This window comes from Micromonospora sp. ATCC 39149 (assembly GCF_000158815.1).
Classification (GTDB): domain Bacteria; phylum Actinomycetota; class Actinomycetes; order Mycobacteriales; family Micromonosporaceae; genus Micromonospora.
Genome location: NZ_GG657738.1, coordinates 5,522,944 through 5,545,793, shown reverse-complemented (window position 1 = coordinate 5,545,793; position 22,850 = coordinate 5,522,944). Strand labels below are relative to the sequence as shown.

Annotated in this window: 23 protein-coding genes and 1 riboswitch; of the genes, 11 read left to right on the top strand and 12 right to left on the bottom strand. The window is 72.5% G+C overall.

The genetic code is table 11. From position 1 onward, the window contains the following. Positions 1-108 precede the first annotated feature (108 nt). From MCAG_RS24350 to MCAG_RS24335, 4 genes are read right to left on the bottom strand one after another with little or no spacing between them, the layout of a single operon-like run. Positions 109-1,347 (bottom strand): acyl-CoA reductase, encoded by a 1,239-nt coding sequence (locus MCAG_RS24350; RefSeq protein WP_036375049.1) that lies wholly within the window; start codon positions 1,345-1,347, stop codon positions 109-111. Beyond that, positions 1,344-2,390 (bottom strand): acyl-protein synthetase, encoded by a 1,047-nt coding sequence (locus MCAG_RS24345; RefSeq protein ID WP_007075615.1) that lies wholly within the window; start codon positions 2,388-2,390, stop codon positions 1,344-1,346. Before MCAG_RS24345 ends, MCAG_RS24350 begins: the two co-directional genes overlap by 4 nt. Next, the gene (locus tag MCAG_RS24340; RefSeq protein ID WP_036375047.1) at positions 2,387-3,808 is read right to left on the bottom strand and encodes an AMP-binding protein; all 1,422 of its coding nucleotides are present in this window, start codon (positions 3,806-3,808) and stop codon (positions 2,387-2,389) included. The genes MCAG_RS24345 and MCAG_RS24340 overlap by 4 nt, the downstream gene beginning before the upstream one ends. Positions 3,809-3,845: 37 nt before the next feature. Beyond that, positions 3,846-5,033, bottom strand: a complete 1,188-nt coding sequence (locus MCAG_RS24335; protein ID WP_036375045.1) for a glycosyltransferase family 4 protein — start codon at positions 5,031-5,033, stop codon at positions 3,846-3,848. Between the two features lie 349 nt (positions 5,034-5,382). Between MCAG_RS24335 and MCAG_RS35185 the strand changes: the two genes are divergently transcribed. From MCAG_RS35185 to MCAG_RS24320, 4 genes are all read left to right on the top strand, one after another. Next, positions 5,383-5,520 carry a hypothetical protein gene (locus MCAG_RS35185; RefSeq protein WP_232290263.1) on the top strand — a complete coding sequence of 46 codons (138 nt, stop codon included), beginning with the start codon at positions 5,383-5,385 and terminating at the stop codon, positions 5,518-5,520. 108 nt (positions 5,521-5,628) lie between these two features. Then, positions 5,629-5,862: a hypothetical protein gene (locus MCAG_RS35180; RefSeq protein ID WP_232290262.1), complete on the top strand. Its 234-nt coding sequence runs from the start codon at positions 5,629-5,631 to the stop codon at positions 5,860-5,862. A gap of 4 nt (positions 5,863-5,866) precedes the next feature. Continuing rightward, positions 5,867-6,106, top strand: coding sequence for an acyl carrier protein (locus MCAG_RS24325; protein WP_007075611.1), 240 nt, complete (start codon positions 5,867-5,869; stop codon positions 6,104-6,106). Then, positions 6,099-6,842, top strand: a complete 744-nt coding sequence (locus MCAG_RS24320) for an SDR family NAD(P)-dependent oxidoreductase (protein ID WP_007075610.1) — start codon at positions 6,099-6,101, stop codon at positions 6,840-6,842. Before MCAG_RS24325 ends, MCAG_RS24320 begins: the two co-directional genes overlap by 8 nt. A gap of 72 nt (positions 6,843-6,914) precedes the next feature. Here MCAG_RS24320 and MCAG_RS35965 read toward each other — a convergent pair whose 3' ends face one another. Genes MCAG_RS35965 through MCAG_RS24305 form a run of 3 tightly spaced genes read right to left on the bottom strand, consistent with a single transcriptional unit; the run spans position 6,915 to position 9,474 of the window. Beyond that, positions 6,915-7,367: a DapH/DapD/GlmU-related protein gene (locus MCAG_RS35965; RefSeq protein ID WP_007075609.1), complete on the bottom strand. Its 453-nt coding sequence runs from the start codon at positions 7,365-7,367 to the stop codon at positions 6,915-6,917. 4 nt (positions 7,368-7,371) lie between these two features. Continuing rightward, positions 7,372-8,304 carry an NAD(P)-dependent oxidoreductase gene (locus tag MCAG_RS24310; protein ID WP_007075608.1) on the bottom strand — a complete coding sequence of 311 codons (933 nt, stop codon included), beginning with the start codon at positions 8,302-8,304 and terminating at the stop codon, positions 7,372-7,374. Positions 8,305-8,331: 27 nt separating this feature from the next. Next, the gene (locus MCAG_RS24305; RefSeq protein ID WP_036375043.1) at positions 8,332-9,474 is read right to left on the bottom strand and encodes a DegT/DnrJ/EryC1/StrS aminotransferase family protein; all 1,143 of its coding nucleotides are present in this window, start codon (positions 9,472-9,474) and stop codon (positions 8,332-8,334) included. A gap of 129 nt (positions 9,475-9,603) precedes the next feature. Between MCAG_RS24305 and lhgO the strand changes: the two genes are divergently transcribed. After that, positions 9,604-10,800: an L-2-hydroxyglutarate oxidase gene (gene lhgO, locus MCAG_RS24300; protein ID WP_007075606.1), complete on the top strand. Its 1,197-nt coding sequence runs from the start codon at positions 9,604-9,606 to the stop codon at positions 10,798-10,800. Positions 10,801-10,831: 31 nt separating this feature from the next. Here the strand turns inward: lhgO and MCAG_RS24295 are convergent, their stop codons facing one another. Further along, a complete protein-coding gene (locus MCAG_RS24295) occupies positions 10,832-11,467 on the bottom strand; it encodes a TetR/AcrR family transcriptional regulator (RefSeq protein WP_007075605.1) in 636 nt (211 codons plus the stop codon). Between the two features lie 226 nt (positions 11,468-11,693). Between MCAG_RS24295 and MCAG_RS24290 the strand changes: the two genes are divergently transcribed. The 4 genes from MCAG_RS24290 (at position 11,694) to MCAG_RS24275 (ending at position 16,807) form a co-directional block, all read left to right on the top strand. Next, complete coding sequence (locus MCAG_RS24290; protein WP_007075604.1) at positions 11,694-12,590, top strand: ABC transporter permease; 897 nt, start codon at positions 11,694-11,696, stop codon at positions 12,588-12,590. Continuing rightward, positions 12,583-13,404, top strand: a complete 822-nt coding sequence (locus tag MCAG_RS24285; protein WP_007075603.1) for an ABC transporter ATP-binding protein — start codon at positions 12,583-12,585, stop codon at positions 13,402-13,404. Before MCAG_RS24290 ends, MCAG_RS24285 begins: the two co-directional genes overlap by 8 nt. Positions 13,405-13,547: 143 nt before the next feature. Beyond that, positions 13,548-15,047: a bifunctional cytidylyltransferase/SDR family oxidoreductase gene (locus tag MCAG_RS24280; protein ID WP_007075602.1), complete on the top strand. Its 1,500-nt coding sequence runs from the start codon at positions 13,548-13,550 to the stop codon at positions 15,045-15,047. A gap of 44 nt (positions 15,048-15,091) precedes the next feature. Continuing rightward, a complete protein-coding gene (locus MCAG_RS24275; protein ID WP_007075601.1) occupies positions 15,092-16,807 on the top strand; it encodes a CDP-glycerol glycerophosphotransferase family protein in 1,716 nt (571 codons plus the stop codon). Positions 16,808-16,907: 100 nt separating this feature from the next. Here MCAG_RS24275 and MCAG_RS24270 read toward each other — a convergent pair whose 3' ends face one another. The 4 genes from MCAG_RS24270 to MCAG_RS24255 all read right to left on the bottom strand — a co-directional run bounded on the left by MCAG_RS24270 (position 16,908) and on the right by MCAG_RS24255 (position 20,924). Continuing rightward, positions 16,908-17,762, bottom strand: a complete 855-nt coding sequence (locus tag MCAG_RS24270; RefSeq protein WP_007075600.1) for a C39 family peptidase — start codon at positions 17,760-17,762, stop codon at positions 16,908-16,910. 218 nt (positions 17,763-17,980) lie between these two features. Next, a riboswitch (cyclic di-AMP (ydaO/yuaA leader) is annotated at positions 17,981-18,123 on the bottom strand. Between the two features lie 307 nt (positions 18,124-18,430). After that, entirely contained in the window at positions 18,431-19,186 is a 756-nt protein-coding gene (locus tag MCAG_RS24265; RefSeq protein WP_036377942.1) for a hypothetical protein, read from the bottom strand. Positions 19,187-19,327: 141 nt separating this feature from the next. Next, positions 19,328-19,693, bottom strand: coding sequence for a hypothetical protein (locus MCAG_RS24260; protein WP_007075598.1), 366 nt, complete (start codon positions 19,691-19,693; stop codon positions 19,328-19,330). Between the two features lie 64 nt (positions 19,694-19,757). Next, positions 19,758-20,924, bottom strand: coding sequence for an acyltransferase (locus MCAG_RS24255; protein ID WP_232290261.1), 1,167 nt, complete (start codon positions 20,922-20,924; stop codon positions 19,758-19,760). A 197-nt stretch (positions 20,925-21,121) separates the two neighbouring features. On the opposite strand from MCAG_RS24255, the gene MCAG_RS24250 reads away from it, so the two are divergent. Together MCAG_RS24250 and MCAG_RS24245 are read left to right on the top strand one after the other, a co-directional pair. After that, positions 21,122-22,444 (top strand): polysaccharide pyruvyl transferase family protein, encoded by a 1,323-nt coding sequence (locus MCAG_RS24250; protein ID WP_007075596.1) that lies wholly within the window; start codon positions 21,122-21,124, stop codon positions 22,442-22,444. Between the two features lie 90 nt (positions 22,445-22,534). Next, a partial coding sequence (locus MCAG_RS24245; RefSeq protein ID WP_036375040.1) for a glycosyltransferase family 2 protein occupies positions 22,535-22,850 on the top strand: 316 nt, incomplete at its 3' end.

Here is a 22,850-nt window from a genome sequence, read left to right as displayed (position 1 = left end):
CCCCGGTAGAAGCGTGCCCCTCGGGGATCCCGGGGAAGGCAAGCCTCCTCGGCGCATCCAGGGGAAAGGCACGCCCCCGTCGGCGCATGGCGTCTCCGGGGCCGTCGCTCAGCGGGTGACGACGCTGGTGATCCGGGTGAACTCGCGCATCAGGTCGTGCCCGTCCCAGGTGGCGGCGAAGCTCAGCGCGTCGCCGACCGGGACGATCCGGTCCACCCCGCGTCCCGCGAGCGTACGGGCGAAGGCGACCAGCTCGTCGGCGGCGAAGCCGAAGTGGGTGACGGTCTGGTCCCGGCGCACCACCACCGGCGCGAGGTCGGCGAGGGTGTCGACGCGGGCCTGCGGAAACGTCCCGACGCCGAGCCAGCGGCGCGGAATGTCGCCCGGCTCGGCCAGCTCCACCGTCGCCAGGTCGTTGCCATCGAAGTGGATGGCCGTGGCCGTTCCCTCGATGGCCAGGCCGTAGGTGGCCACCCGCTTCTCCACCGCCATCGCGGCGTCCACCTCGGGCCGCTTGCCGTCGAGCACCGTACGCAGCCGGGCCAGCAGGTCCGCGCGGGCGGCCTCGGTGCTGGCCCGGTCACCGACCCAGTACACGGTGCGGGGCGAGGCGCAGGCCGCCTGGTCGAACCAATACGAGTCGTTGTAGAGGCCGAGGGCGGCGGCGTCCCGGTCCCGCTCGGCGGCGGCGAGCCAGCCGGCCGCGCCGATCACCGTGAACGACGACCGGTCCGGGAAGGTCAGGTCCCGGGCGTGCGGGGCGAGCGGGTGCCGGCGGATCTCGCCGACGGACCGGTCGCCGCCCCAGATCACCCGCAGGTCCGCAGCGGCCGACAGCGCCGCGGTCACCGCGTCGTCGCGCCCGTACGTGACCATCCGCTGGGTCTGCCGGACCACCTCGTCGGCGTCGGCGAGGGTGTCGTCGAGCGCGTCGAGCACCGCGTCGGCCGCACCGGCCGACCGGGACGAGATCCGCACCACGTTGGCGTTGCCGGCGAGGGCGGACAGCGCCCACGAGTAGACAAAGATGGTGTCCACGTTGGCCGGCGGCACGTGGAAGACCAGCCCCCGGGGGAAGCGGAGCTGGCCGGGCTCGTCCGCGACCCGGGCGAGGGTCTTGGCGATCTCGCCCCGGCGCAGGAAGAAGCCGAGGGAGGCCAGCTCCGGGTGCCGGCGGGCGACGGCCGGGCGCAGCAGCCGCCGGGCGAACGCCACCAGGAACTCGACGATCCGCTCGTCGCCGACGGTCAGCGGGCCGCCGGCCGGGACCGCGCGCAACGCGGCGGCCAGGTCGTCGACGGCGATCGCGCCGCCGGCCGGGAACCGCTCGATCACCTTGCCGCTCATGCCGCCTCCGCGAACGTGTCGCTGCACCCGCGCGCCTCGGCCCGGGGCAGCCGGCCCAGAATGGAGAACCGCTTGCCGGGCCAGGCCCCGTCGTCGACGCCGTGCACGACGCCGCGGTCCTCGGTGAGCAGCAGGTGCCCCGGGTACGACCGGGGCATCGTGCTGACCACCTGCACCACGCCGGGAGTACCCACGGGCACCTCCGCCCAGGTGTGCGGGTCGCGGACGATGACGTCGGCGAACTCGGGGCAGTAGAGCCCGCCGCCGTCCGGGCCCTCCAGGAACGTCGTGCCGATCTGCTCGACCATGCCGTAGAAGTTGTGGATGCGGGTCAGGCCGGTGTCGGCGGTGAAGCGGCGGCGGAACTCGGCGTTGTCGACCGCGCGGTCGACAAGCTTCTTCCAGCCGCCGCTGTGGATCAGGATGCCGTTGCTCAGGTCGAACCTGTGGTCGCGGGCCAGCTCGTAGAGGTAGAGCCAGGTCATGAAGGTGAAGCCGAAGATGAGGAACGGCTGGTCGCCGTGGCGGTCCAGGAAGGCGCGCACGGCGGCGGGGTCGGGCCGCTCCTGCTCGTCGAGGACGAAGGTGTGGTCCCGGCCGAAGTTCATCAGGCCGAGCACCCCGGCACCCCGGGCGGAGAACGACGTCCTGTCCTTGAACAGGGCCTTCGTGTCGACCAGCAGCATCGGCAGCCGCTTCGTGCCGATCACCGCGCTCAGCGTGGCGGAGAGCATCTTCTGTTGCACCCCCGCGGCCTCCCGGTCCAGGAAGATCCGGCTCACGTCGCCGGTGGTGCCGGAGGAGGTGAGGACCTTGAAGACCTCGTCGTCGCCGATGCTCTTGAGAACGTGGTGCTTGAACAGCCGCACCGGCAGCCAGGGCAGGTCGGCGACGCGGTCGTACCGGCGGCCGGGCAGGTGGCCGAGGGAGGCGAGCAGGCGGGCGTACTCGGGGCTGCGGGCCCGGTGGTGCTCGGTCAGCTCGACCAGCTCCGGCAGCAGCCTGGCCTCGCGGGCCGCCTGGTCGAGGGCGAACAGGGTCATACCAGCGCCTCCAGGGAGCGGTAATCGATCTTGCCGTTGGGTAGCTGCGGCAACCGCTCGACAGTACGCACGTCGAAGCCGGACCGGTGCAGCCGCAGCCGCTCCGCCAGCCGCCCGGCGAGGGCCCGCGCGCCGTCGTCGGTGATGCCCTCGACGAAGACGACGACCCGGTCCGGGCCGGAGACGGCGACGACCGGCCCCTGGTCGCGGGCCATCTCCTCGATGTCGTGCAGGTTGACCCGGATGCCGAAGATCTTGCCGAACCGCTTGAGCCGGCCGCGCAGCCAGACGAACCCGTCGGCGTCGAGGTGGCCGAGGTCACCGGTGCGCAGCACCCCACCCTGCTCGTCGCCGCGGGCCAGGTCGGCGGAGCTCTCGGCGTACCCCATCATCACGTTGGGGCCGCGGTAGACCAGCTCGCCGACCACGCCGGGACGGTCGGTCTCCGCGCCGTCGGGACCGAGCACCGTGAACGAGCCGCCGGGAAGGGCCGGGCCGACCGAGCCGACCCGGTCGGGCAGCGCGTCCGCCGGCAGGGTGCTCATCCGGGGCGCCGCCTCGGTGCAGCCCCACATGACGTGGAACCGGCCGCCCACGGCGGCGATCTTCTCGTGGAAGGCGAGGATCGTCTCGTCGCGCAGCTTGCCGCCGGCCTGGGTGAGGGTGCGCAGCGACGGGTACTTCGCGGGGCTCCACCGGATCCGGTGCAGCATCTCGTAGTTGTACGGCACCCCGGCCAGCGACGTCGCGCCGTGCGCCGACACGGCCTGCCAGAACTCGCGGGCCAGCACGCCCCCGTCGACGACGAGGACGGTCGCCCCGGCGGCGAGGTGACTGTTGAGCACGGACATGCCGAAGCTGTAGTACAGCGGCAGGCTGGTCGGGGCGATCTCGTCCGGGCCGATGGCCAGCGTCCGCGCGATCGCCGCCGCGTTGGACTCCACGGCGGTGCGGGCGAGCCGGACGAACTTCGGGTCCCCCGTCGAGCCGGAGGTGGCCAGCAGCACCGCGAGGTCCGGGTGCGGCTGGTCGGCCGAGGCGCGCTCGCGGACCCACACCGGGCCGAGGACCTCGTCGTCGACCGTGCGGTACTGCTTGGGCCGCTCACCAGGCTCGGCGCCCGCGCCGCCCTCGGCCAGGCCCACCACCACGGCGGGCTCGAAGCGCCGGACGAAATCGGCCAGCACCGCCGGGTCCAGCGCCGGGTCCAGCAGCGCCACCGGGCGCTGCGCGCGCAGCGCGCCGGCGTACCGCAGCACCGCCGGCACCGAGGTGCCGCTGCGGGCGAAGACCACCCCGGGCGGGAACCCGGCGTACGCGGCGGCGTGCCGCCCCACCTCGGCGGCGAGGCCAGCGCCGCCGAGGACGGCGCCGGTGGCGGCGTCGATCAGCCGGGCGGTCGGGGCGACCAGGTTCACGCGGGGCTTCCCTCCATCCGGGGCGGGGCGAACCGGGTCAGTGGGCACCAGTCATGCGGGCGAACGCCGCAAGGTGCCGCTGGGCCACCACGTCGAGGGTGAAGTTGGCGTGCACGAGCTCCCGCTGCGCCTTGGCGATCCACTCCCGCTCCTGCGGATCGTCGAGCAGCCGGATCACCGCCTCGGCCAGGTCCTGCCCGTCGTTCGGCCGGGCGAGCACGAAGTTCTCCCAGTTGCGCAGCTCCACCGCCGGGAAGTTGGTCTCGGTGATGGTGCCGATGGTCGCCCGACCAGCCGCCATCGCCTCCAGGCTGGCCGTGCCGAAGCCGGTGCCCTGCAGGTCGTGGGTGACGATGTCGGCGGCGGCGAAGAAGGACGGCACGTCCGCCGGGGGCACCACGCCCGTGGTGATGATCGCGTCGGTAACTCCCAGCTCGGCAGCCCGCTTCGCGAAGGCGTCGTAGTAGACCCGGCCCACGATCATCACCTTGGTCTGCGGGTGCTTGTCGAGGATCGTCGGCAGCGCCTCGATCAGGGGCAGCCGATGGCGCAGCGGGATGACGTGCCCGAGCGAGACGATCAGTGGCTGGTCGCCAACACCGTACTCGGCCCGGATGTCGCGCGTCGGGGGCGCCTCGAACCGGCTTGGCTCCACTGCGACGGGAATGTATTCGAACTCGTCGGGGGTGGCGAGGTACCGCTGCTCGCAGTACGCGCCGCACAGCTCGTCCATGATGACGTAGCGCGGGCGGTAACTGCGCAGGATCGGCTTCACCAGGAAGCGGTCCAGGCCCTTGAACAACGTCATGTACTTGGGGTCGGGGCTTTCCAATCGGGTGTGCACTGACAGCAGCACGGGGATCTTGTGCCGCCGCGCGTACCAGCCGGAGAGCCAGGTCAGGTCGAAGAACTGGCCATGCTGGTGGATCACGTCCGGCTGGAAACCGTCCAGCAGCCTGCCCACCCGGCGCAGGTTGGCCGGGCGCGCCACGGTGAAGGCCATGTCGAAGTCGATCGACAGGCCGAGCTGCGGCATCGGCATGGCCGGCAGCCGGACCACCCGGTACCCGTCGCGCTCCTCCTCGGGGGGCGCGTCCTGGTACGCCGCCGTCAGCACCAGCACCTCGTGACCGGCCGCCGCGTACCGCGCGGCAAGCGACGCGGACAGGTGGGAACTGCCACCCGGCCGAGGCGGGAAGAAGTTGTTGACAACAGCGATCCGCACGGTGGTGGCTCCTGTCAGCTCCGGTGGGGGGACGGCGTGACCGGAGAAAGACCTGGACACGTGTAGGTATCGGTCGGGACGGTTCCGGCGCACCGCGCCACGCTACCGCAACACCGGCCGGGTCACCGTGGACCGCCCCGGCCCCTGCATGGCCGAACGTCCTTCGGAAGCACGATGAACGGCTCCGCCGACACTGTCGATGACGTGGGAAAGAACGCTGGACGAACGCCTGGGGGCGGTGATCCCGGTGGCCGGTATCGGGCATTCGGTCCGGTAGGCTGGCCGACCGAAACCCAACCGGTCACGGGCGGCGTTGATCCGCCCGGCCGAAGGCGCAGAGCGGACACGCATGGCTAACAGAATCCACCCCACCGCCGTCGTCGGCGCTGATGTGGAGCTCGGCGACGACAACGTGGTCGGCCCCTACAGCGTCGTCGTCGGCCCCTGCCGGATCGGCAACGCAACTGGTTCGCCCCGCACGTGGTGATCGGGACACCGGCCGAGTACCGGGGCAGGCCGCACCCGGCGGCCTGGGACGGCGAGTCCGACGGCGCCGGCGTGGTGATCGGCGATCGGGCCGGGCACGATGATCGGGATGGAATCGGCCGTGCGCCGCACCGTCGAGCCGTTCACGATCGCGGTCGGCAACCCGGCGCGGGTCACCGGGGTGAACCGCGTGGGGCTGTCCCGGCGCGGCTGCGCCGACGACGTGATCGACCAGTTCGAGAGCTTCCTCAAGGGCCGGGCGGAGCTGCCCACCGGCCTGCCGGTCGAGGTGGTCGAGCAGATCACCGCCTGGACCAAAGTCATCTCTGCCGAGAAGGAGTAACCCCGTGTCGCTGTCCGACCGCCTCCGCGCCGTCTTCGTCGAGACCCTCGAACTGGGCGAGGACGTGGACGTGGAGAACCTCAAGTACCGCGAGATCGAGCAGTGGGACTCGCTGGGCCACATGACCCTCGTCGGGGCGATCGAGGACGAGTTCGACGTCCAGCTCGACACCGAACAGGTCATCGACATGAGCAGCTTCAAGGTCGCCCTGGACATGCTGTCCGGGATGGGCGCCCGTGACTGAGTCGGCTCGCGCCCTCGACGGGCGGGTGACGGTGGTGACCGGTGCCACCCGGGGGATCGGCCGGGCCACCGCCGAGGCGTTGGTCGCCGCCGGCGCCTCGGTGATCGTCACCGGGCGCGACGGCGACCAGGCGCAGCAGGTGGCGAAGGAGATCGGCGCCGTAGCGGGCCACGGGCTCGACGTCACCGACCCCGAGGCGGTCGGTGCGGTGTTCAAGGCGATCGCGTCGGGGCACGGCCGGATCGACGCGCTGGTGGCCAACGCGGGTGTGCTGGAGAACGCGCTGATCGGCATGATCAAGCCGGAACTGGTCGCCCGGATGCTGGACACCAACGTCGCCGGGACCATCTCCACCGTCCAGGCCGCGGCCCGGGTGATGATGCGCAAGAAGAGCGGGTCGATCGTCCTGCTCGCGTCCATCCTGGGCGAACGCGGCAGCGCCGGGCAGACCGCGTACGCGGCCTCGAAGGCGGCGGTGGCCGCGGTCGCCAAATCGGCGGCGAAGGAACTCGGGCCGCGCGGCATCCGGGTCAACGCGGTCGCGCCCGGGCTCATCGAGACCGACCTGATCCGCGACCTGACCGCCGAGGTGATCCAACAGCGGGTCGCCGACACCGCGCTACGCCGGCTGGGCCGGCCGGACGACGTCGCCCGGGTCATCCGTTTCCTGCTCAGCGACGACGCCGCGTTCGTCACCGGGCAGGTCATCGGCATCGACGGCGGCCTGGTGCTCTGATCCGCCCCGGCCCGCAGAGCAACCCGGCCCCGGTGAGCACAGCTCACCGGGGCCGGCTGGTACGTGCCGGCGTCAGTCGGCGGAGGAGGCGTCGAGGGCCACGAACTCGGGTGTGCCGTCGGCCGCGAACTCGACCCGGGCGACCGGGCGGGCCGGCACTCCGGCGACCACCGTCCGGGCGGGCACGTCCCGGGTGACCACCGCGCCGGCCGCGACCACGGCCGAGTCACCGATGGTCACGCCCATCATGACGGTGGCGTTCGCCCCGATGAACACCCGGTCGCCGATGCGGACGGGCGCGCGGTCGACCGTGGCGTAGGCCCGACCCGAGACGCAGCGCTTCGCGGACGAGTGGGTGTAGATCTGCGCGCCGCTGGAGATGTCGCAGCCGACCCCGATGGTCAACCCACCGGAGCCGTCCACGACGGTGAAGGCACCGATCCAGGTGCCCTCACCGATGACCGGGTCGCCGGCGACCCAGGCGTGCGTGTTCCACCGGTTCGGCGGCAGCTCTGCGGCGGGCACGTGCTCAGGCCACCTCGACCTTGATCAGGTCGGCCATCCCGTCCTCGACCGCGATGGTCGGCTCCCAGCCCAGCACCTCGCGGGCCCGGGTGATGTCCGCCGCCCGGCGGCTGACCAGCACGTCACGCGGGTTGAACTGCGGCGCGACGTCCACCCCGACGGCCTTGATGAGGATCTCGGCGAGCGTGGCCACGGAGGTGTCGATGCCGGTGCCGATGTTGACCGGTACGTTGCCCCGGTCGGCCTCCAGCGCGGCGACCACCGAGCGGGCGATGTCGTGGACGTGGATGAAGTCCATCGACTGCTCGCCCCGGCCGTCGATGATCGGCGGCTGGCCGGTCTTCAACCGCTTGACGAAGTGGTTGATCACGGAGGTGTAGTACGCGGTCGGCTTCTGGCCGGGGCCGTACACGTTGAAAAAGCGCAGGGCGATCCAGTTGAGGCCCCTGCTGCGCTGGTAGTAGGCGAGCAGGTCCTCCCCGGCCCGCTTGGAGATGCAGTACGGGGTGAGCGGGTTCAGCGGGTCGTCCTCGTGCATCGGCAGCTTCTTCGGGTCGCCGTACACCGACGCCGAGGAGGCGAAGACCAGCCGCCGCACGCCGTGGTCGGCGGCGGCGGCGAAGACGTTGTGGTTACCGACCATGTTGATGTCGATCGACTCGTACGGGTCGGCCTGGCTCTTGTTGATGGAGACCGCCGCGAGGTGGATGACCAGGTCGCAGCCCTTCATGGCCGCGTGCACCGCGCCGCCGTAGCGCACGTCCTGGTCGACGAGTTCGACGTCACCGGCGGCCACCAGCTTGGCGACCTGATCCCGGTCGCCGCGGAACATGTTGTCGAAGATGCGGACCCGGTAGCCCTTGTCCAACAGCAACGGCACCACGTGCAGGCCGATGAAGCCCGCACCTCCGGTAATGAAGACGGTCTGCTTCGACATGTCGGGCGATGTCCTTCCCTGAGGGTTTCAGCGGCCGGTGGCTGCGCTGGCGACGACGTCGACCAGGGTCGCGACGACGGTCTCGACCTGGGCGTCGGTGAGGTTGGCGTGCATGGGGATGGCCAGGTGCCGGGCGAACAGGTCCGCCGAGACCGGGCACGGCGTCGTCTGGCCGTACAGCGGCTGCAGGTGCGAGGCGTACGTGCCGAAGGTGCACTGCACGCCGCGCTGGCGCAGCCCGAGGGCGACCGCGCCACGATCGATCGTGGGGTCGAGGGTCACCACGTACGACTGCCAGGGGTGCTCGCGGTCCGGCGCCTCGTGGGGCGGGGCGATCAGCTCGTGGTCCTTGAGCAGCTCGCCGTAGCGGGCGGCGGTCCGCCGTTTGGCCGCGAGCAGTTCCGGAAGCCGGTCGAGCTGGGCAGACATGATCGCCGCCGCCACGTCGGAGAGCCGGTAGTTGTAGCCCAGCTCGGTGAAGGCCGGAATGGGCAGGTTGGACAGCTCGGCCCGGGTGAGCGCGCCCTCCACCCCGTACGTGTGCAGCTTGCGGGCGTGCGCGGCGAGGTCGTCGCGGTCGGTGACGTACGCCCCACCCTCGCCGGCGGTGATGCCCTTGCGGCCGTGGAAGCTGAAGGTCGCCACGTCGGCCAGGCTGCCGGCGGGGCGGCCCCGGTAGGTGGCACCCGCCGCGCACGCCGCGTCCTCGACCAGGAACAGACCGTGCCGGTCGGCGATGACCCGTAGCTCGTCGTAGTCGGCCGGTTGACCGAACGCGTCGACGGCGATGATTCCGACGGTGCGGGGAGTGATCGCCGCCTCGACGGCGGCCGGGTCCACGGTCCAGATGTCGGGCCGGACGTCGGCGAAGACCGGCTTCGCGCCCGTCCACAGCACGGCGTGGCCGGTGGCCGGAAAGGTGTAGTCGCCGACGATGACCTCGTCGCCGGGCGTGACGCCGAGGGTGAGCAGCGCGAGGTGCAGGGCCGAGCCGCAGTTCGCGGTGGTCAGCGCGTGTCGGGTGCCCGTCGCGGCGGCGAAGCGCTCCTCGAAGCGGCGGCAGGTGGGCCCGGCGCCCGCCAGCCAGCCGGAGGCGAACACCTCGGCGATCGCCGCGAGCTCCGCCGCACCGACGGTGGGCTGGCCGAGCGCGATGACGTCGTCTGACATGAGGCTCCCTAGAAGACGGACCCGGTGAGTGTAGGCACCCCAGGTCGGCGGCGACGAATCGGGCACGCCGGGCGCTGGTTACCATCGGTCGTCGCCGCCGGCGGCGACGACCAGGCAGGGGAGAGCTAGATGACGAGGTTCGTGGTCGTCGGTGGCGGCATCGTCGGCCTGGCGGTCGCCCACCGGCTGGTGACCGACCGGCCGGGCGACCGTGTGACCGTCCTGGAGAAGGAGGCCGGCTGGGCGGCGCACCAGACCGGCCACAACTCCGGCGTGATCCACGCCGGGGTCTACTACAAGCCGGGCAGCCTCAAGGCGACCCTGTGCAGGGCCGGCAGCGCGTCGATTGTCGAGTTCTGCGCGGCGCACGGGTTGCCGTACGAGGTCTGCGGCAAGCTGATCGTCGCCACCGACCCGGCGGAGGTGCCCCGGCTACGCGCGCTGCACGAGCGGGCCAGCGCCAACGGCCTGCCGGTGCGGCTGATCGGGGCGGCCGAGGCCGCCGAGTACGAGCCGCACGTGTCGGCCGTCGCCGCGCTGCACGTCGCCTCGACGGGCATCGTCGACTTCCGCGCGGTCTGCGGCAAGCTGGCCGAGCTGCTCGCCGCCGGCGGGGCAGACCTGCGTACCCGCGCCGAGGTGACCGGGGTGACCGACCGGCCGGAGGGTGTGGTGGTCACCACCACCGCCGGCGAGGTGGTCGCGGACGTGCTGATCAACTGCGCGGGGCTGCACGCCGACCGGATCTCCCGGCTGGCCGGGGTGCCCACGCCGGTGCGGATCGTCCCGTTCCGGGGCGAGTACTACGAGCTGACCCCGCAGCGGCGCGACCTGGTGCGGGGGTTGATCTACCCGGTGCCGGACCCGCAGTTCCCGTTCCTCGGGGTGCACCTCACGAAGATGATCGACGGCAGCGTGCACGCCGGCCCGAACGCGGTGCTGGCCACCGCGCGGGAGGGCTACTCGTGGGGTCGGTTCAGCCCCCGCGACGTCTGGGACGAGCTGACGTACCGGGGGCTGTGGGCGCTGGGCCGGCGGCACTACCGGTACGGGTTGACCGAGGTGGCCCGGTCGCTGTCGAAGGGGCGGTTCGCCGCGAGCCTGGCTCGGCTGGTGCCGGAGCTGACGCCGGCCGACATCGTCCGGGCCGGCGCGGGGGTGCGCGCGCAGGCGATCCTGCCCGACGGGGGCCTGGTCGACGACTTCCTGATCGTCGAGGCAAACCGGCAGGTGCACGTGCTCAACGCCCCCTCTCCCGCCGCGACCAGCTCGCTGGAGATCGCCCGGCACATCGTGTCCCGGCTGCCGCTGGACACCGCCCGCTGAGGCGGATGGGCCGTCCGGCGGACGGGACGGCTCAGGCCGGGGTGGCGTCGCGCTGCCGGGGCACGGCCACGGCGGCGCCGAGCCCGGTCGCCACGGCCTCCACCAGCGCGTCGAGGTACGCCTCGGTCGGCATCGTGCGGGTGATCGCCAGCCGCCAGTACAGCGGCCCGACGATCAGGTCCACGGCGGCGGCGGGCTCGGTGTCGGCGGGCAGCTCGCCGCGGGCGACGGCGCGGGCGACCAGCGACCCGCCGATCTCCTGCTGCTTGGCCCGCAGCACCGCCTGGAGGGTCTCGTCGATCTCGGGGTTGCGGGCCGCCTCGGCCAGCAGGTCGGGAACGATCTGCGCGGCCAGGGGGTGACTCAGGGCATGCGCGACCACCCGCAGGAGCAGGCCGAGGTCGCCGCGCAGGGTGCCGGTGTCCAGCGCCGGCAGCTTGCTGCCCGCTGCGGCGGCGACGACCTCGACGACCAGCTCCAGCTTGGAGCTCCACCGGCGGTAGATCGCGGTCTTGCTGACCCCGGCCCGGCGGGCGACCGCCTCGATGGAGAGCCGGCCGTAGCCGACCGCGGCGAGTTCCTGCATCAGCGCGCGCCGGATGGCCGTGGTGATCTCGCCCCGGAGCACCGCCGCGCCGGCCGGCGGGCGCCTCTTCTCGGTGGTCACGGCGAATTCTTCTCGGGCGTCACGGCAGACTCTCCTCGGCTGTCACGTGGGACAATGTACCGCAACGACGGTACGGTTGCGTCCCGACGTGGTTATGGACTACCTTCCACCCAGCGACGAGGCGGCGCTCCACGCACCGGCTACCCTCTCGAATCCGTCGTCGCGCTCATCCCGTTGGTACAACAGACGCACCCCGCTGGCACGACAAGATCGGAGCGCCCATCCCATGGCCAACACCGCGCTGGCCGACCCCGACGCCGGCCTGACCCAGGCGCAACTGGCCGCCCGGTACGGGCTACGGGTCGCCGGCGAGCGGCCGTCCCTGGCGGAGTACACCCGCCGCCTGTGGGCCTACCGGCACTTCATCGCCGCGTACTCGAACGCCAAGCTGGTCGCCTCGTTCAGCAACGCCCGGCTCGGGCAGCTCTGGCAGGTGCTGACCCCGCTGACGAACGCGGCGGTCTACTACCTGATCTTCGGCCTGGTGCTGGAGCAGAAGAGCATCCCGAACTTCATCGCGTACCTCACCACCGGGCTGTTCATCTTCAACTTCACCCAGACCGCCGCGCAGAACGGCACCCAGTCGATCACCGGCAACCTGGGGCTGATCCGGGCGCTGCACTTCCCCCGGGCCTGCCTGCCGCTGGCCGCCATGCTCACCCAGTTCCAGCAGCTCATTGCCTCGCTGGTGGTGCTGGTGGGCATCGTGCTGGTCACCGGCGAGCCGCTCAGCGTCGAGTGGCTGCTGCTCATCCCGGTCGTGCTGCTCCAGGCGCTGTTCAACGCCGGCCTCACCATGGCGGTGGCCCGGATGGGCTCGAAGGTCGCCGACCTCAAGCAGGTGATGCCGTTCCTGCTGCGCACCTGGATGTACGGCTCCGGCGTCCTCTACAGCGTCGCGCTGTTCGAGCAGAACCTGCCGGGCTGGGCGACCCGGATCGTCGAGGCGAACCCGATGCTGGTCTACATCGAGCTGGCCCGGCACGCGCTGCTGGAGGGGGCGCCGCTGCTCAACTCCTCCATGCTCCAGGCGTGGTCGTACGCGGTGGGCTGGGCGGTCGTGATGGGCGTGGGTGGTTTCATCTACTTCTGGCGGGGCGAACAGGAGTACGGCCGTGGTTGAGCACATCGAGGCGTCCAACGACGTCACCGTGACGCTGCCGAGGATCGTCGAGCGCATCCCGACCGTGGTGGTCGACGACGCGCACGTGATCTACCGGGTGCACCAGGGCGCGGCGGCCGGCACCAGCCCGGTGGCCGCCCTGAAGCGGATCGTGTCCCGCACCTCGGCGCCGAACGTCCGGGAGGTGCACGCGGTCAAGGGGGTCAGCTTCACCGCGTACCGGGGCGAGGCGATCGGGCTCATCGGCAGCAACGGCTCCGGCAAGTCCACCCTGCTGCGGGCTATCGCCGGCCTGCTGCCGGTCAACCGGGGCGCGGTCTACACCCAGGGGCAGCCGTCCCTGCTCGGCGTGAACGCCGCCCTGCTCAACGACCTGCCCGGCGAGCGGAACGTCATGCTGGGCTGCCTCGCCATGGGCATGCAGCCGGCGGACGTGGCGCGGCTGACCCCGGAGATCATCGAGTTCTCCGGCATCAACGAGCGTGGCGACTTCGCCTCGCTGCCGATGCGGACGTACTCCTCCGGCATGGCCGCCCGGCTGCGCTTCTCCATCGCGGCGGCGAAGAAGCACGACGTGCTGCTGATCGACGAGGCCCTGGCCACCGGCGACAAGGGCTTCCGCAAGCGCAGCGAGCAGCGGGTCCGGGAGCTACGGGAGGGCGCGGGCACCGTGTTCCTGGTCAGCCACCAGCTCTCCTCGGTGCGGGACACCTGCGAACGGACGATCTGGCTGGAATCGGGCGTGCTGCGGATGGACGGCCCGACCGACGAGGTGCTGCGCGCGTACGAGGACTTCTCCAACAACAAGAAGTAGAGTCGCGGCGTCCGTACGGTTTCGTGCGGATGTCTTCCCACCGCGTCGCCCCTGGGGGGCGGCGCGGTGGTTGCGTTATGGTTCACCCGGCCGCCGTGCGGCCGTCACCCCCTGTTCGCGAACCGTGAGAGTGAGGATCGGCAATGACGCAGGACCACACCACTGGCCCGGCCGCCACACCGGAGACCCCGGCGCCGTGGCGGCCCTCGCGGACGGTGGCGGTGGTGCTGGCGGGCGGCACCGGGACCCGGCTGGGGCTCGGCATCCCGAAGCAGCTGCTCAAGATCGCCGGCAAGCCGATCATCGAGCACACCCTGGCGGTCTTCGAGGCGGCCCCCGAGATCGACGAGATCATCGTGCTGATGGCCGAGGGGCACGTCCCCGACGCCCAGCAGATCGTCGACAAGGCCGGCTTCCGCAAGGTCAGCAAGGTCATCTCCGGCGGCGACACGCGCAACGCCACCACCCGCATCGCGCTGGACGCGATCGGCGAGGGCGACGTCAACATCCTCTTCCACGACGCGGTGCGCCCGCTGCTCAGTGGCCGGATCGTCCGGGAGTGCGTCAACGCGCTCTGGACGTACTCGGCGGTCGACGTGGCGATCCCCTCGGCCGACACGATCATCCAGGTCGACGAGAACGACTGCATCACCGACATCCCGGTCCGGTCCACGCTGCGCCGGGGCCAGACCCCGCAGGCGTTCCGGTCGGGCACGATCCGCGAGGCGTACCGGGTCGCCGCCGGCGACCCGGACTTCGCCGCCACCGACGACTGCGGCGTCGTGCTGCGCTACCTGCCCGGCACCCCCATCAAGGTGATCGACGGCTCGGACGAGAACATCAAGGTCACCCACCCGGTCGACGTGCACCTGGCGGACAAGCTGTTCCAGCTCGCCGCCGCGCAGGCCCCCCGGCTGACCGACCGGGGCTACACCGAGGAGCTGACCGGCCGCACGATCGTCGTGTTCGGGGGCAGCTACGGCATCGGCCACGAGCTGACCGAGCTGGCCCGCCGCTACGGCGCGCAGGTCTTCCCGTTCAGCCGCTCCACCACCGGCACCCACGTCGAGCGCGCCGAGGACGTCGAGGCCGCGCTGAAGACCGCCTTCGAGGCCACCGGCCGGATCGACCACGTGGTGGTCACCGCCGGCGTCCTGGAGAAGGGCGAGCTGGCGGAGATGGACCAGGAGAGCATGGACCGGGTCCTGGACGTCAACTTCGTCGGGCCGGTCACCATCGCCCGGCAGTCGCTGCCGTACCTGCAACAGACCAAGGGCCAGCTGCTGCTCTACACGTCCAGCTCGTACACCCGGGGCCGGGCCCGCTACGCGCTCTACTCGGCCACCAAGGCCGCCCTGGTCAACCTGACCCAGGCGCTGTCCGACGAGTGGGCCGAGTTCGGCGTACGGGTCAACTGCATCAACCCGGAGCGCACCGCCACCCCGATGCGCACCAAGGCGTTCGGCGAGGAACCCGAGCACACGCTGCTGGCCGCCGAGACCGTCGCCCAGTCGTCGCTGGACGTGCTGATCTCCGAGCTGACCGGGCAGGTCATCGACGTACGCCGGGCACCCGGCGAGCTGCCCGGAGCGAGCGTGCCCGCCCAGGCCAGCCGCGCGGTCTCCCCAGCTGCGGCCGGCTGAGGCGGCGACGACCCACCGCGACGGGCGAAGGAAGCGGAAGCGACATGCGTGGTGATCTGGTCAGGAAGCTGACCGCCCGGGTGGCGGCCACCGGCCTGACGGTGCTGGCGTTCCTCACCCTCGCCCTGACCGGGGCGACGGGCTGGGGCCTGGCGCTCGCGGTGGCGGCCCTGGCCGCCGCCGGTTGGGAGCGGCGGGTCCGCCCGGCTGCCGACAGCACGGCCGAGGCGGTGCTGCTCGCCGCCGCGATCCTCGTCGGGTACGCCCGGCGGCTCGACGCCGGATTCGACCCGGCGCTGACGGCGACGGCCCTGGTGCTGCTGGGGCTGGTGCTGCTGGTGGGGCCGCTGCGCCAGGCCGGCGACCTGGAGATCCGGGCGGCGAACCTGCCCGTGCGGTCGTGGACTCCGCTGGTCGCGGCCCGGCTCGGCGACGCGCTGCTGGTGCTGCTCGCCGGGGTGGCGCTGGCCGCCGCCCTGGTGCTGCCGGCCGTGGTGGCCCTGCTGGCGGCCCTGGCCGTCGGGGCGGTCGCCGGGACGGTCGCGGCCGGCCTGGCCAGGCGGCGGTTGCGGCCCAGGGCCGGCGGCGGGGCGGTGACCCGGGTGCTGCGCGCGCACCGGCCGGAGTTCCTGCTGCACTTCTCCGCCCCGCCCGGGTCGGAGTACCAGGTCACCATGTGGCTGCCGTACCTGGAGCGGATCGGCCGGCCGTTCTTCGTGATGGTGCGGGAGCCGGAGTTCCTCGCTTCGCTCGCCGCGGCCACCACCGCCCCGGTGGTGTACTGCCCGACGCTCAAGGCGATGGACGAGGCGCTGGTGCCGAGCCTGAAGGTGGCGTTCTACGTCAACCACGGGGCGAAGAACAGCCACTGCATCCGGTTCTCGCAGCTCACCCACGTGCAGATCCACCACGGCGACAGCGACAAGGCCCCGAGCGCCAACCCCGTCACGGCGCTGTTCGACCGCAACTTCGTGGCCGGCCGGGCCGCGATCGACCGGTACGCCCGCGCCGGGGTGGACATCCCGGCGGAGAAGTTCGTCGTGGTCGGCCGCCCCCAGGTCGAGGCGATCGAGGTACGCCGCACGCCGACCCCCGGCCTGGCGAACCCGACGGTGCTGTACACCCCGACCTGGACCGGGCACCACGCCGACGCGAACTACTGCTCGCTGCCCGTGGGCGACGCGATCGTGCGGGGGCTGCTGGCCCGCGGCGCGACGGTGATCCTGCGCGCCCACCCGTACACCGGGCAGAACCCGGCGTCGGCACGGCAGCTCGCCCGGCTCACGGAGCTGTTGGCGGCGGACCGGGCCCGCACCGGGCGGCAGCACGTCTTCGGCGCGGCGGCCAGCCGGGAGCTGTCCCTGGTCGACTGCGTCAACCGCTCCGACGCGCTGGTTTCGGACGTGTCCGGGGTCATCTCCGACTACCTCTACTCCGGCAAGCCGTACGCGGTGACGGACATGGTCGGCGACGGCGACCGGTTCGTCGAGCGGTTCCCGCTGGCCGGCTCGGGTTACGTGCTGCGGCGCGACGCGGGCAACCTCGACGAGGTGCTCGACCTGCTGCTGGACACCGACCCGAAGGCGGCGGCCCGCTGGGGCACCCGGGCCCACTACCTGGGCGACTTCCCGGCCGAGTCGTACGCCGAGGCGTTCCTGGCGGCGGCCCGGCGGGAGCTGGAGCCGGGCTGGAACCCACCGGTCCCGCATGCCGCCGACACCGCGGCGCAGGTAGGCTCGCCGCTCTCCCCCACCGCCTGAGCGTCCCGCCCGCCGTACCTGCTCGCCGGCGGATGCGGAGAACGGCACCGGGCCCCGGCTTGCGGAAGCAGCGCCGGGGCCCGGTGGGGGGAGGGTGATATCAGGCCGAGTAGCCCCGGGTCGCGGCCCAGTGGGCCAGCGCGGCGGTGCTGATCCAGTACGCCGGGACGGCCGGGTCGGCCGAGTCGGCGATCCGCACGGTGCGTCCGGCGTCCCGGTAGCCGACGACGGCGATGTAGTGGCCGCCGGGGAAGGAGTGCCAACCGCCGTCGACGTCGGTGGCGTCGCCGGCGATGTTCACCACGACGCCGCGCCCGGCGCTGATCGCCTTCACCACGTCGGCCTTGAGCTGGTCCGTCTGGGCCGGGGTGGCGGCGCCGGCGGGGATCAGCCGGGTCCGGTACGGGGCACCCTTGACCATCTCGTTGAGCACGCGGGTGGTGTCGTAGGCGGAGTTGGTGCCCATCTCGGTGGTGCCGAGGTCGGCGGCCAGGCCGTCCTGGGTGCTCGCGACGCCGGTGGCGGAGAGCGCGTTGCGCACCGCCGCGGGACCGCAGTAGTAGTACGTGGTCTGGGCCTCGTAGTCGTAGTCGAGGACCTTGGACGACGGCGGCTTCGGGGCTGTCGGCTTCGCCGTGGTCCGCTTCGGCGTCGCCGTGGCGGTCAGGTCGGGGTTCGGGGTGGAGCTGGACGACGGCGAGGCGCTCGGTGAGGCCGGCACGGCGAGGCGGGCCTGGGCCCGGCTGGCCGCGCCGTCGAGGCGGGGTGCGACCTCGGCCACGGCGGCGTTGGTGGTCCGCTGCGGTGCGGGGGCGTCGCCGACGGCGACGAGCAGCGCGCCGGTGCCGGAGGCCAACAGGAGCGCTGCGGCAGAGCCGGCGACAACCTGGTACGGACGCTCCGTGGCGAGTCGCCGCAGGTGCCGCTTGAGCTGATCGTTCACGTGTTCCTCCACGGGACGGGGACGGAGGCGGAGGCACCCGGGCGTGCGTCGTCGCACGGCGGCGCGGATCGTGTCCGCGGCCGGTGGGGTCCGCTTTCGAAAGGGCGCCCGCTCAGGCGGGCGTACGGAAGGGTGCGACGGTCAGTGCGCCGGCTCGGCGGCGGACACGGGCACCGGGCTCCGTGGTGGAGGAACAACCCGGGGGGTGGGGTCGAACTGCACGGGGATGGAACTCCTTCCGACACCGCCTACCGGGTTAGCTGACGGATTCGGGCGGGAAGATCGCCCTACCACGGGCCGCAGCCTGCGGATTCACCCCGGACGTGCAATGGGTCCCCGGTTCGTGATGATCACGATTGAGCGGGTCGGCGCGGCGTCGCCTCTTGCGAACGGGTACCGCACCGGACGGGCCGACACTACTGGCCGACCGAAGCCCTGCCAACCCCTTCTCACCTGCTTAAACATCCAATATTGGCCTCGTTTACGGGCCATTCGGAGCTGACGTGTCTCAATGGGATGCTCGGCTCAGACGACGTCAGCGGAAACGTAACGGGACAACGGGTCGTGATCGTCGGCGAACTGCGGCGGCCGATCGGACCGAATGGGCCGGCTGCCCGATTCCGGAAGGGCGTGACCCGACTCACGGCGAAATCCCGGAAATCGCATCGGGGTGGTCGCGCTCAACCGATGCGGGCCAGCCGCCAGCCGGTGGCCGGGACGGGCCGGCCGGCCGCCGCGCGGGGAGCCGGCGATCGGCCGGGCCGGACGCGCTGGGCGGCGGCATACGCCTCGGCGGCCAGCGCCCGGGCGGCTTCGGCGGCCAGGTCCGCGTCGCGCCACGCGGCCCGCTCGCGCTCGGCGGCGACCCGGTACCGGGCCAGCCTGCCGTCCCGGACCGCCCGGGCCAGGACGACCTCCTGCTGCACCGGGTGCAGGCGGGGGTCCCAGCCGCCCCGGCGGGCGAAGACGTCGCAGAGCTGCCCGATGGACAGTTCCCCCCGCAGGTGGGCGGCCGTGGCGGCATGGTGCAGCCAGCGTTCCCGGCTCGCGTACTCGGCGGGGGTGCGCGGCGTGCGCGGCGTCGGCAGGGCACCCGCGTCACGGAAGCGCCGGGCGGCCGTCTCCGCCTCGTCGTACGCCTGCCAGGCCTGCTCGGCCGCGTCCTGGGCGGCCATCCACGCGGCCCGCCGCCGGCGGGCGGTCTGCGCGGCCCCGGCAGCGGCCACCGCCACCTCCTCGGCGTACCGGCGCAGATCGGCGACCGCCTGGGCGGCCGGCGCCACGGGCCGGGCCATGGCTTCGGCGTCGGCCGGCCGGTCCCGCGCCGGGCGGGCGACCAGCACGGTGAGCACGCTGAGTGCCACCACGAGCAGCACGGACCAGATGGCGGCGGCCAGCGGCACCTCGGTCAGGAACCGGTAGAGAACGATGTCCATGATCGGCACCTCACGGGCGGTGGAGGCGGAAGGGGCTCCGCACCGCCGGGCGGGACTCGTGCGGCGTCACGGGCCCGGCGGGCGGGTGCGGCGGTGAAGTTCCTCGGCGACAGCGGTGACGGGCGCGGCCCGTCGCGTGGCTCAGGCGCCCGGCGGCGCGCGGGGGCCGGCGACCTCAGGGGCGAGCCCGGCCGGCGCCCGACGCGAGGCCGCCACGGCGGACACGGATTGCCCGGCCGCAGCCGGCGGCAGCGCGTCGGTCTGCGCGAGCGGGCCGGCCACCGGGTCGGTGGAGTCGGTGCCGGTGGAGTCGGTGGGGTCCGTAGCGTCGGGGGCGCCGGAGGCCGCCGCGACCGGACCGGAGCCGGTGCCACCGGCAACCACCGGGCCGAGCGGCAGCGACGCGGCACCGAGGGAGAACGCGACCACGACGGCCAGGCTCGTCAGCATCCGCGCCGTCCAACGCGCGACCCACCACAGGGGACAGGTCAGCGCGACGGGAAGCACACGCCCACGCTACCGTCACCGGCCGCACGACGCACCGCTGCGGCGGGTGAGCGCTGCGGGCGGGTCAGGGCGCGGCGGGGGCGGCGGCCGGGGCGCGGGGGCGGCGCGGCGGCCCGAGCCGGCGGGTCAGCGGCGTCTCGACCCAGCGGTGCAGCAGCGCGGCCAGCCCGAGGTTGACCAGCAGGAAGCCGATCGCGGCCAACAGCCCCCACCAGCCGGGCAGCCCCACGCCGAGTCGGTCGGCCAACCGCAGGACGGTGACCATGACGAAGACGTGCACCAGGTAGAAAGCGAAGGAGACCTCGCCGAGCCAGACCATTGGCCGGGACCGCCAGGGCGTCCGCGCGCCGCGCACGTCCGCGTCGGCCGCAGCCACGATGACCAGCAGGTACGCCGCCGCGAGCAGCGCTGCCCACAGCTCGGCGCGGATCCACTGGGCGGCGACCACCCAGGTGAGCACGAAGATGGCGCTGGCGGCGGTGAGCCCGGGGCCGCGCCAGCGCCCCCGCCGCAGCAGCTCGGCGGCGGCCACTCCCATCCAGAACTCCAGGGAGCGCACGACCGGGAAGATCTGGGTGAACCACCAGGTGCTCTCCTGTGGCACCACGCGCTGCCCGGGCCAGAGCGCCACGATCAGCAGTGGCACCGCCACCACCACCGCCCACAGCGCCCCGACCCGCGCCCGGCGCACCAGCGGCAACGCGAACGGCAGGCAGAGGTAGAAGAACAGTTCGCAGGAGAGCGACCAGCTCACCGAGTTGACGCTGTAGAAGTAGCCGGGCGTCGGGTCCCATGCCTGAACCAGGAACAGGTTCTCCACCGCGGCGCGGACATTGACCGGGTCGGCGAAGACCCACACCCCGGTCACCAGCACCACCGCCCACATCAACAGGTGGTTGGGGTAGATCTTGGCAAGCCGGCGACGCAGGAAGTCGCGCCGGCGGTCCCCGTCGCGGGCCGACCAGACCAGCACGAAGCCGCTGAGGATGAAGAAGAACTCGACACCGGACAGGCCCAGGGTGAACAACCAGTCGACGGCGGCCTTGGCCTCGGGCTGGCCGATGATCCGCATGGTGCCGACGTGGTAGCCGAAGACGAGCAGGGCCGCGACCCAGCGCAGCCCGGTCAGCGAGGGCAGCCGGCTCGCCGGGCGGGCGGGCGCGTCGGGGCGTACGACGGTCGGGGCGCTGGGCCTGTCGGCGGTCCGGCCGTCCGCGCGGGTCACCAGCACCGCTCTCCTCCTCACAGACGCCCGGGGCCGGCGCCGCCGCCCCGGTGGCGACGGGCCGCTCGGTGCCGCCCGCGGGCACCCTACCCGGTGCGGCCGGCCGCGCCGTCCGCCGTTGGCCGTGGGGTGACGCGCATGGCTACGGCGGGTGTCCGATGGCCTAATATCGCGGTCTCGGCCACGACGAGAGGGACACACCGATGCACCAGCGGATCCTGCTGCGGGCCAGGAAGGGTCCGTTCGACGTCTACTCGCCGGAGGAGACGTTCGAACGCAACTGGATCGGTGAGAACGCCGGCAACCTCGTGTTCAGCCACGCGGCGCACAAGCTGCTGCGGACCACGACGGCGGAGGTCAGCTCCTCGGAGTTCCGGATCAACCCGCGCGAGGCCGACGAGATCAACGAGCGGTACGACGTGTTCGTGGTGCCGCTGGCCAACGCGTTCCGGCGCAGCTACGCCCACCGCCTGGTCGCCATGACCCGGCTGATCGAGCGGCTGAAGATCCCGGTGGTGGTGTTCGGGGTCGGCGCGCAGACCAACGTCGACGGCGACCGGGAGTACCTGCGGCCGATCGACGACGCGGTGAAGGCGTTCGTCTCGGCCGTGCTGGACCGGTCGCACACCATCGGCGTGCGGGGCGAGATCACCGAGGGGTACCTGCGGACCCTGGGCTTCTCCGCCGTCGACGTGATCGGCTGCCCGTCGATGTTCCTGCACGGCGAGCACCTGCGGGTGGAGAAGCGCAAGTACACGCTCACCGTCGAGGACCGGGTGGCGCTGACCGTCTCCCCGTACGTCAAGTCGATGGCGAAGGTCATCGCCTCGCACCACCGGCGGTACCCGAACCTGCGTTACATCCCGCAGGACCTCAAGACGCTCGGCACCCTGCTCTACGGCGACGCCTCCGAGGACCGGGGCAAGAAGGCGGCCATCCCGATCCACACCTCCCACCCGCTGTTCGTCGAGGACAAGGTGCGGATGTTCGTCGACCCGTGGACGTGGATGCAGTACCTGTCCCGGTTCGACTTCAACTTCGGCACCCGCATCCACGGCACCATCACCGCGCTGGTGGCGGGGACCCCGGGGTACCTCTTCGCGCACGACTCGCGCACGCTGGAGCTGGCCCGGTACTTCGACATCCCGCACCGGCTGATGAAGGACGTCCCGCCGGACATCGACGCCATCGAGCTGTACGACGAGGCCGACTACACCGCGCTGAACAACGGGCACAAGGCGCGGTACGCGACGATGACGGCGTTCCTGGCCAGGCACGACCTCGGGGTCTCGTTCGCCGACGGCGACAGCGCCGCCCGGTTCGACCGCCAGGTCGCCGAGACGACCTTCCCCCCGGCGGTACGCGCGCAGTCGGCCACCGACCCGGCCGAGCTGATCGCCCGCATCCAGTGGCTGCACGACCGCAACCAGGAGCTGACGCAGACCGTCGCGGGGTTCGAGGCGCACCGGCTGCGGGCCCGGGTACGGGCGGCCGGCGGCCGGGTGAAGCGGATGCTGAACCGTTAACCCTCCGTCGGCGGTCTGTTCAACCAGCCCACCCCCGGCGGATACGTCAGGTTCCGGGGCCGTCCATCCGGGCGGTCGAAGGTGTCGGGCGTGGTCAATGAGCCGACGCGGAGCCCACTGCTGAGCATCGTCGTGCCTGTACACGGTGTCGAGGCGTATCTGTACCAGTGCCTGGAGTCCATTCTCGGCGGCCTGCCCGCCGAGGACGCCGACGCCGTCGAGCTGGTCGCCGTCGACGACGCCTCCCCGGACCGGTGCGGGGAGATGCTGCGGTCGTACGCGGCCGGGCGGCCCCAGGTACGGGTGGTCTCCCTGACCCGCAACGTCGGGCTGGGCCTGGCCCGCAACGCGGGGCTGGCGGAGGCGACCGGCCGGTACGTCTGGTTCGTCGACAGCGACGACTGGC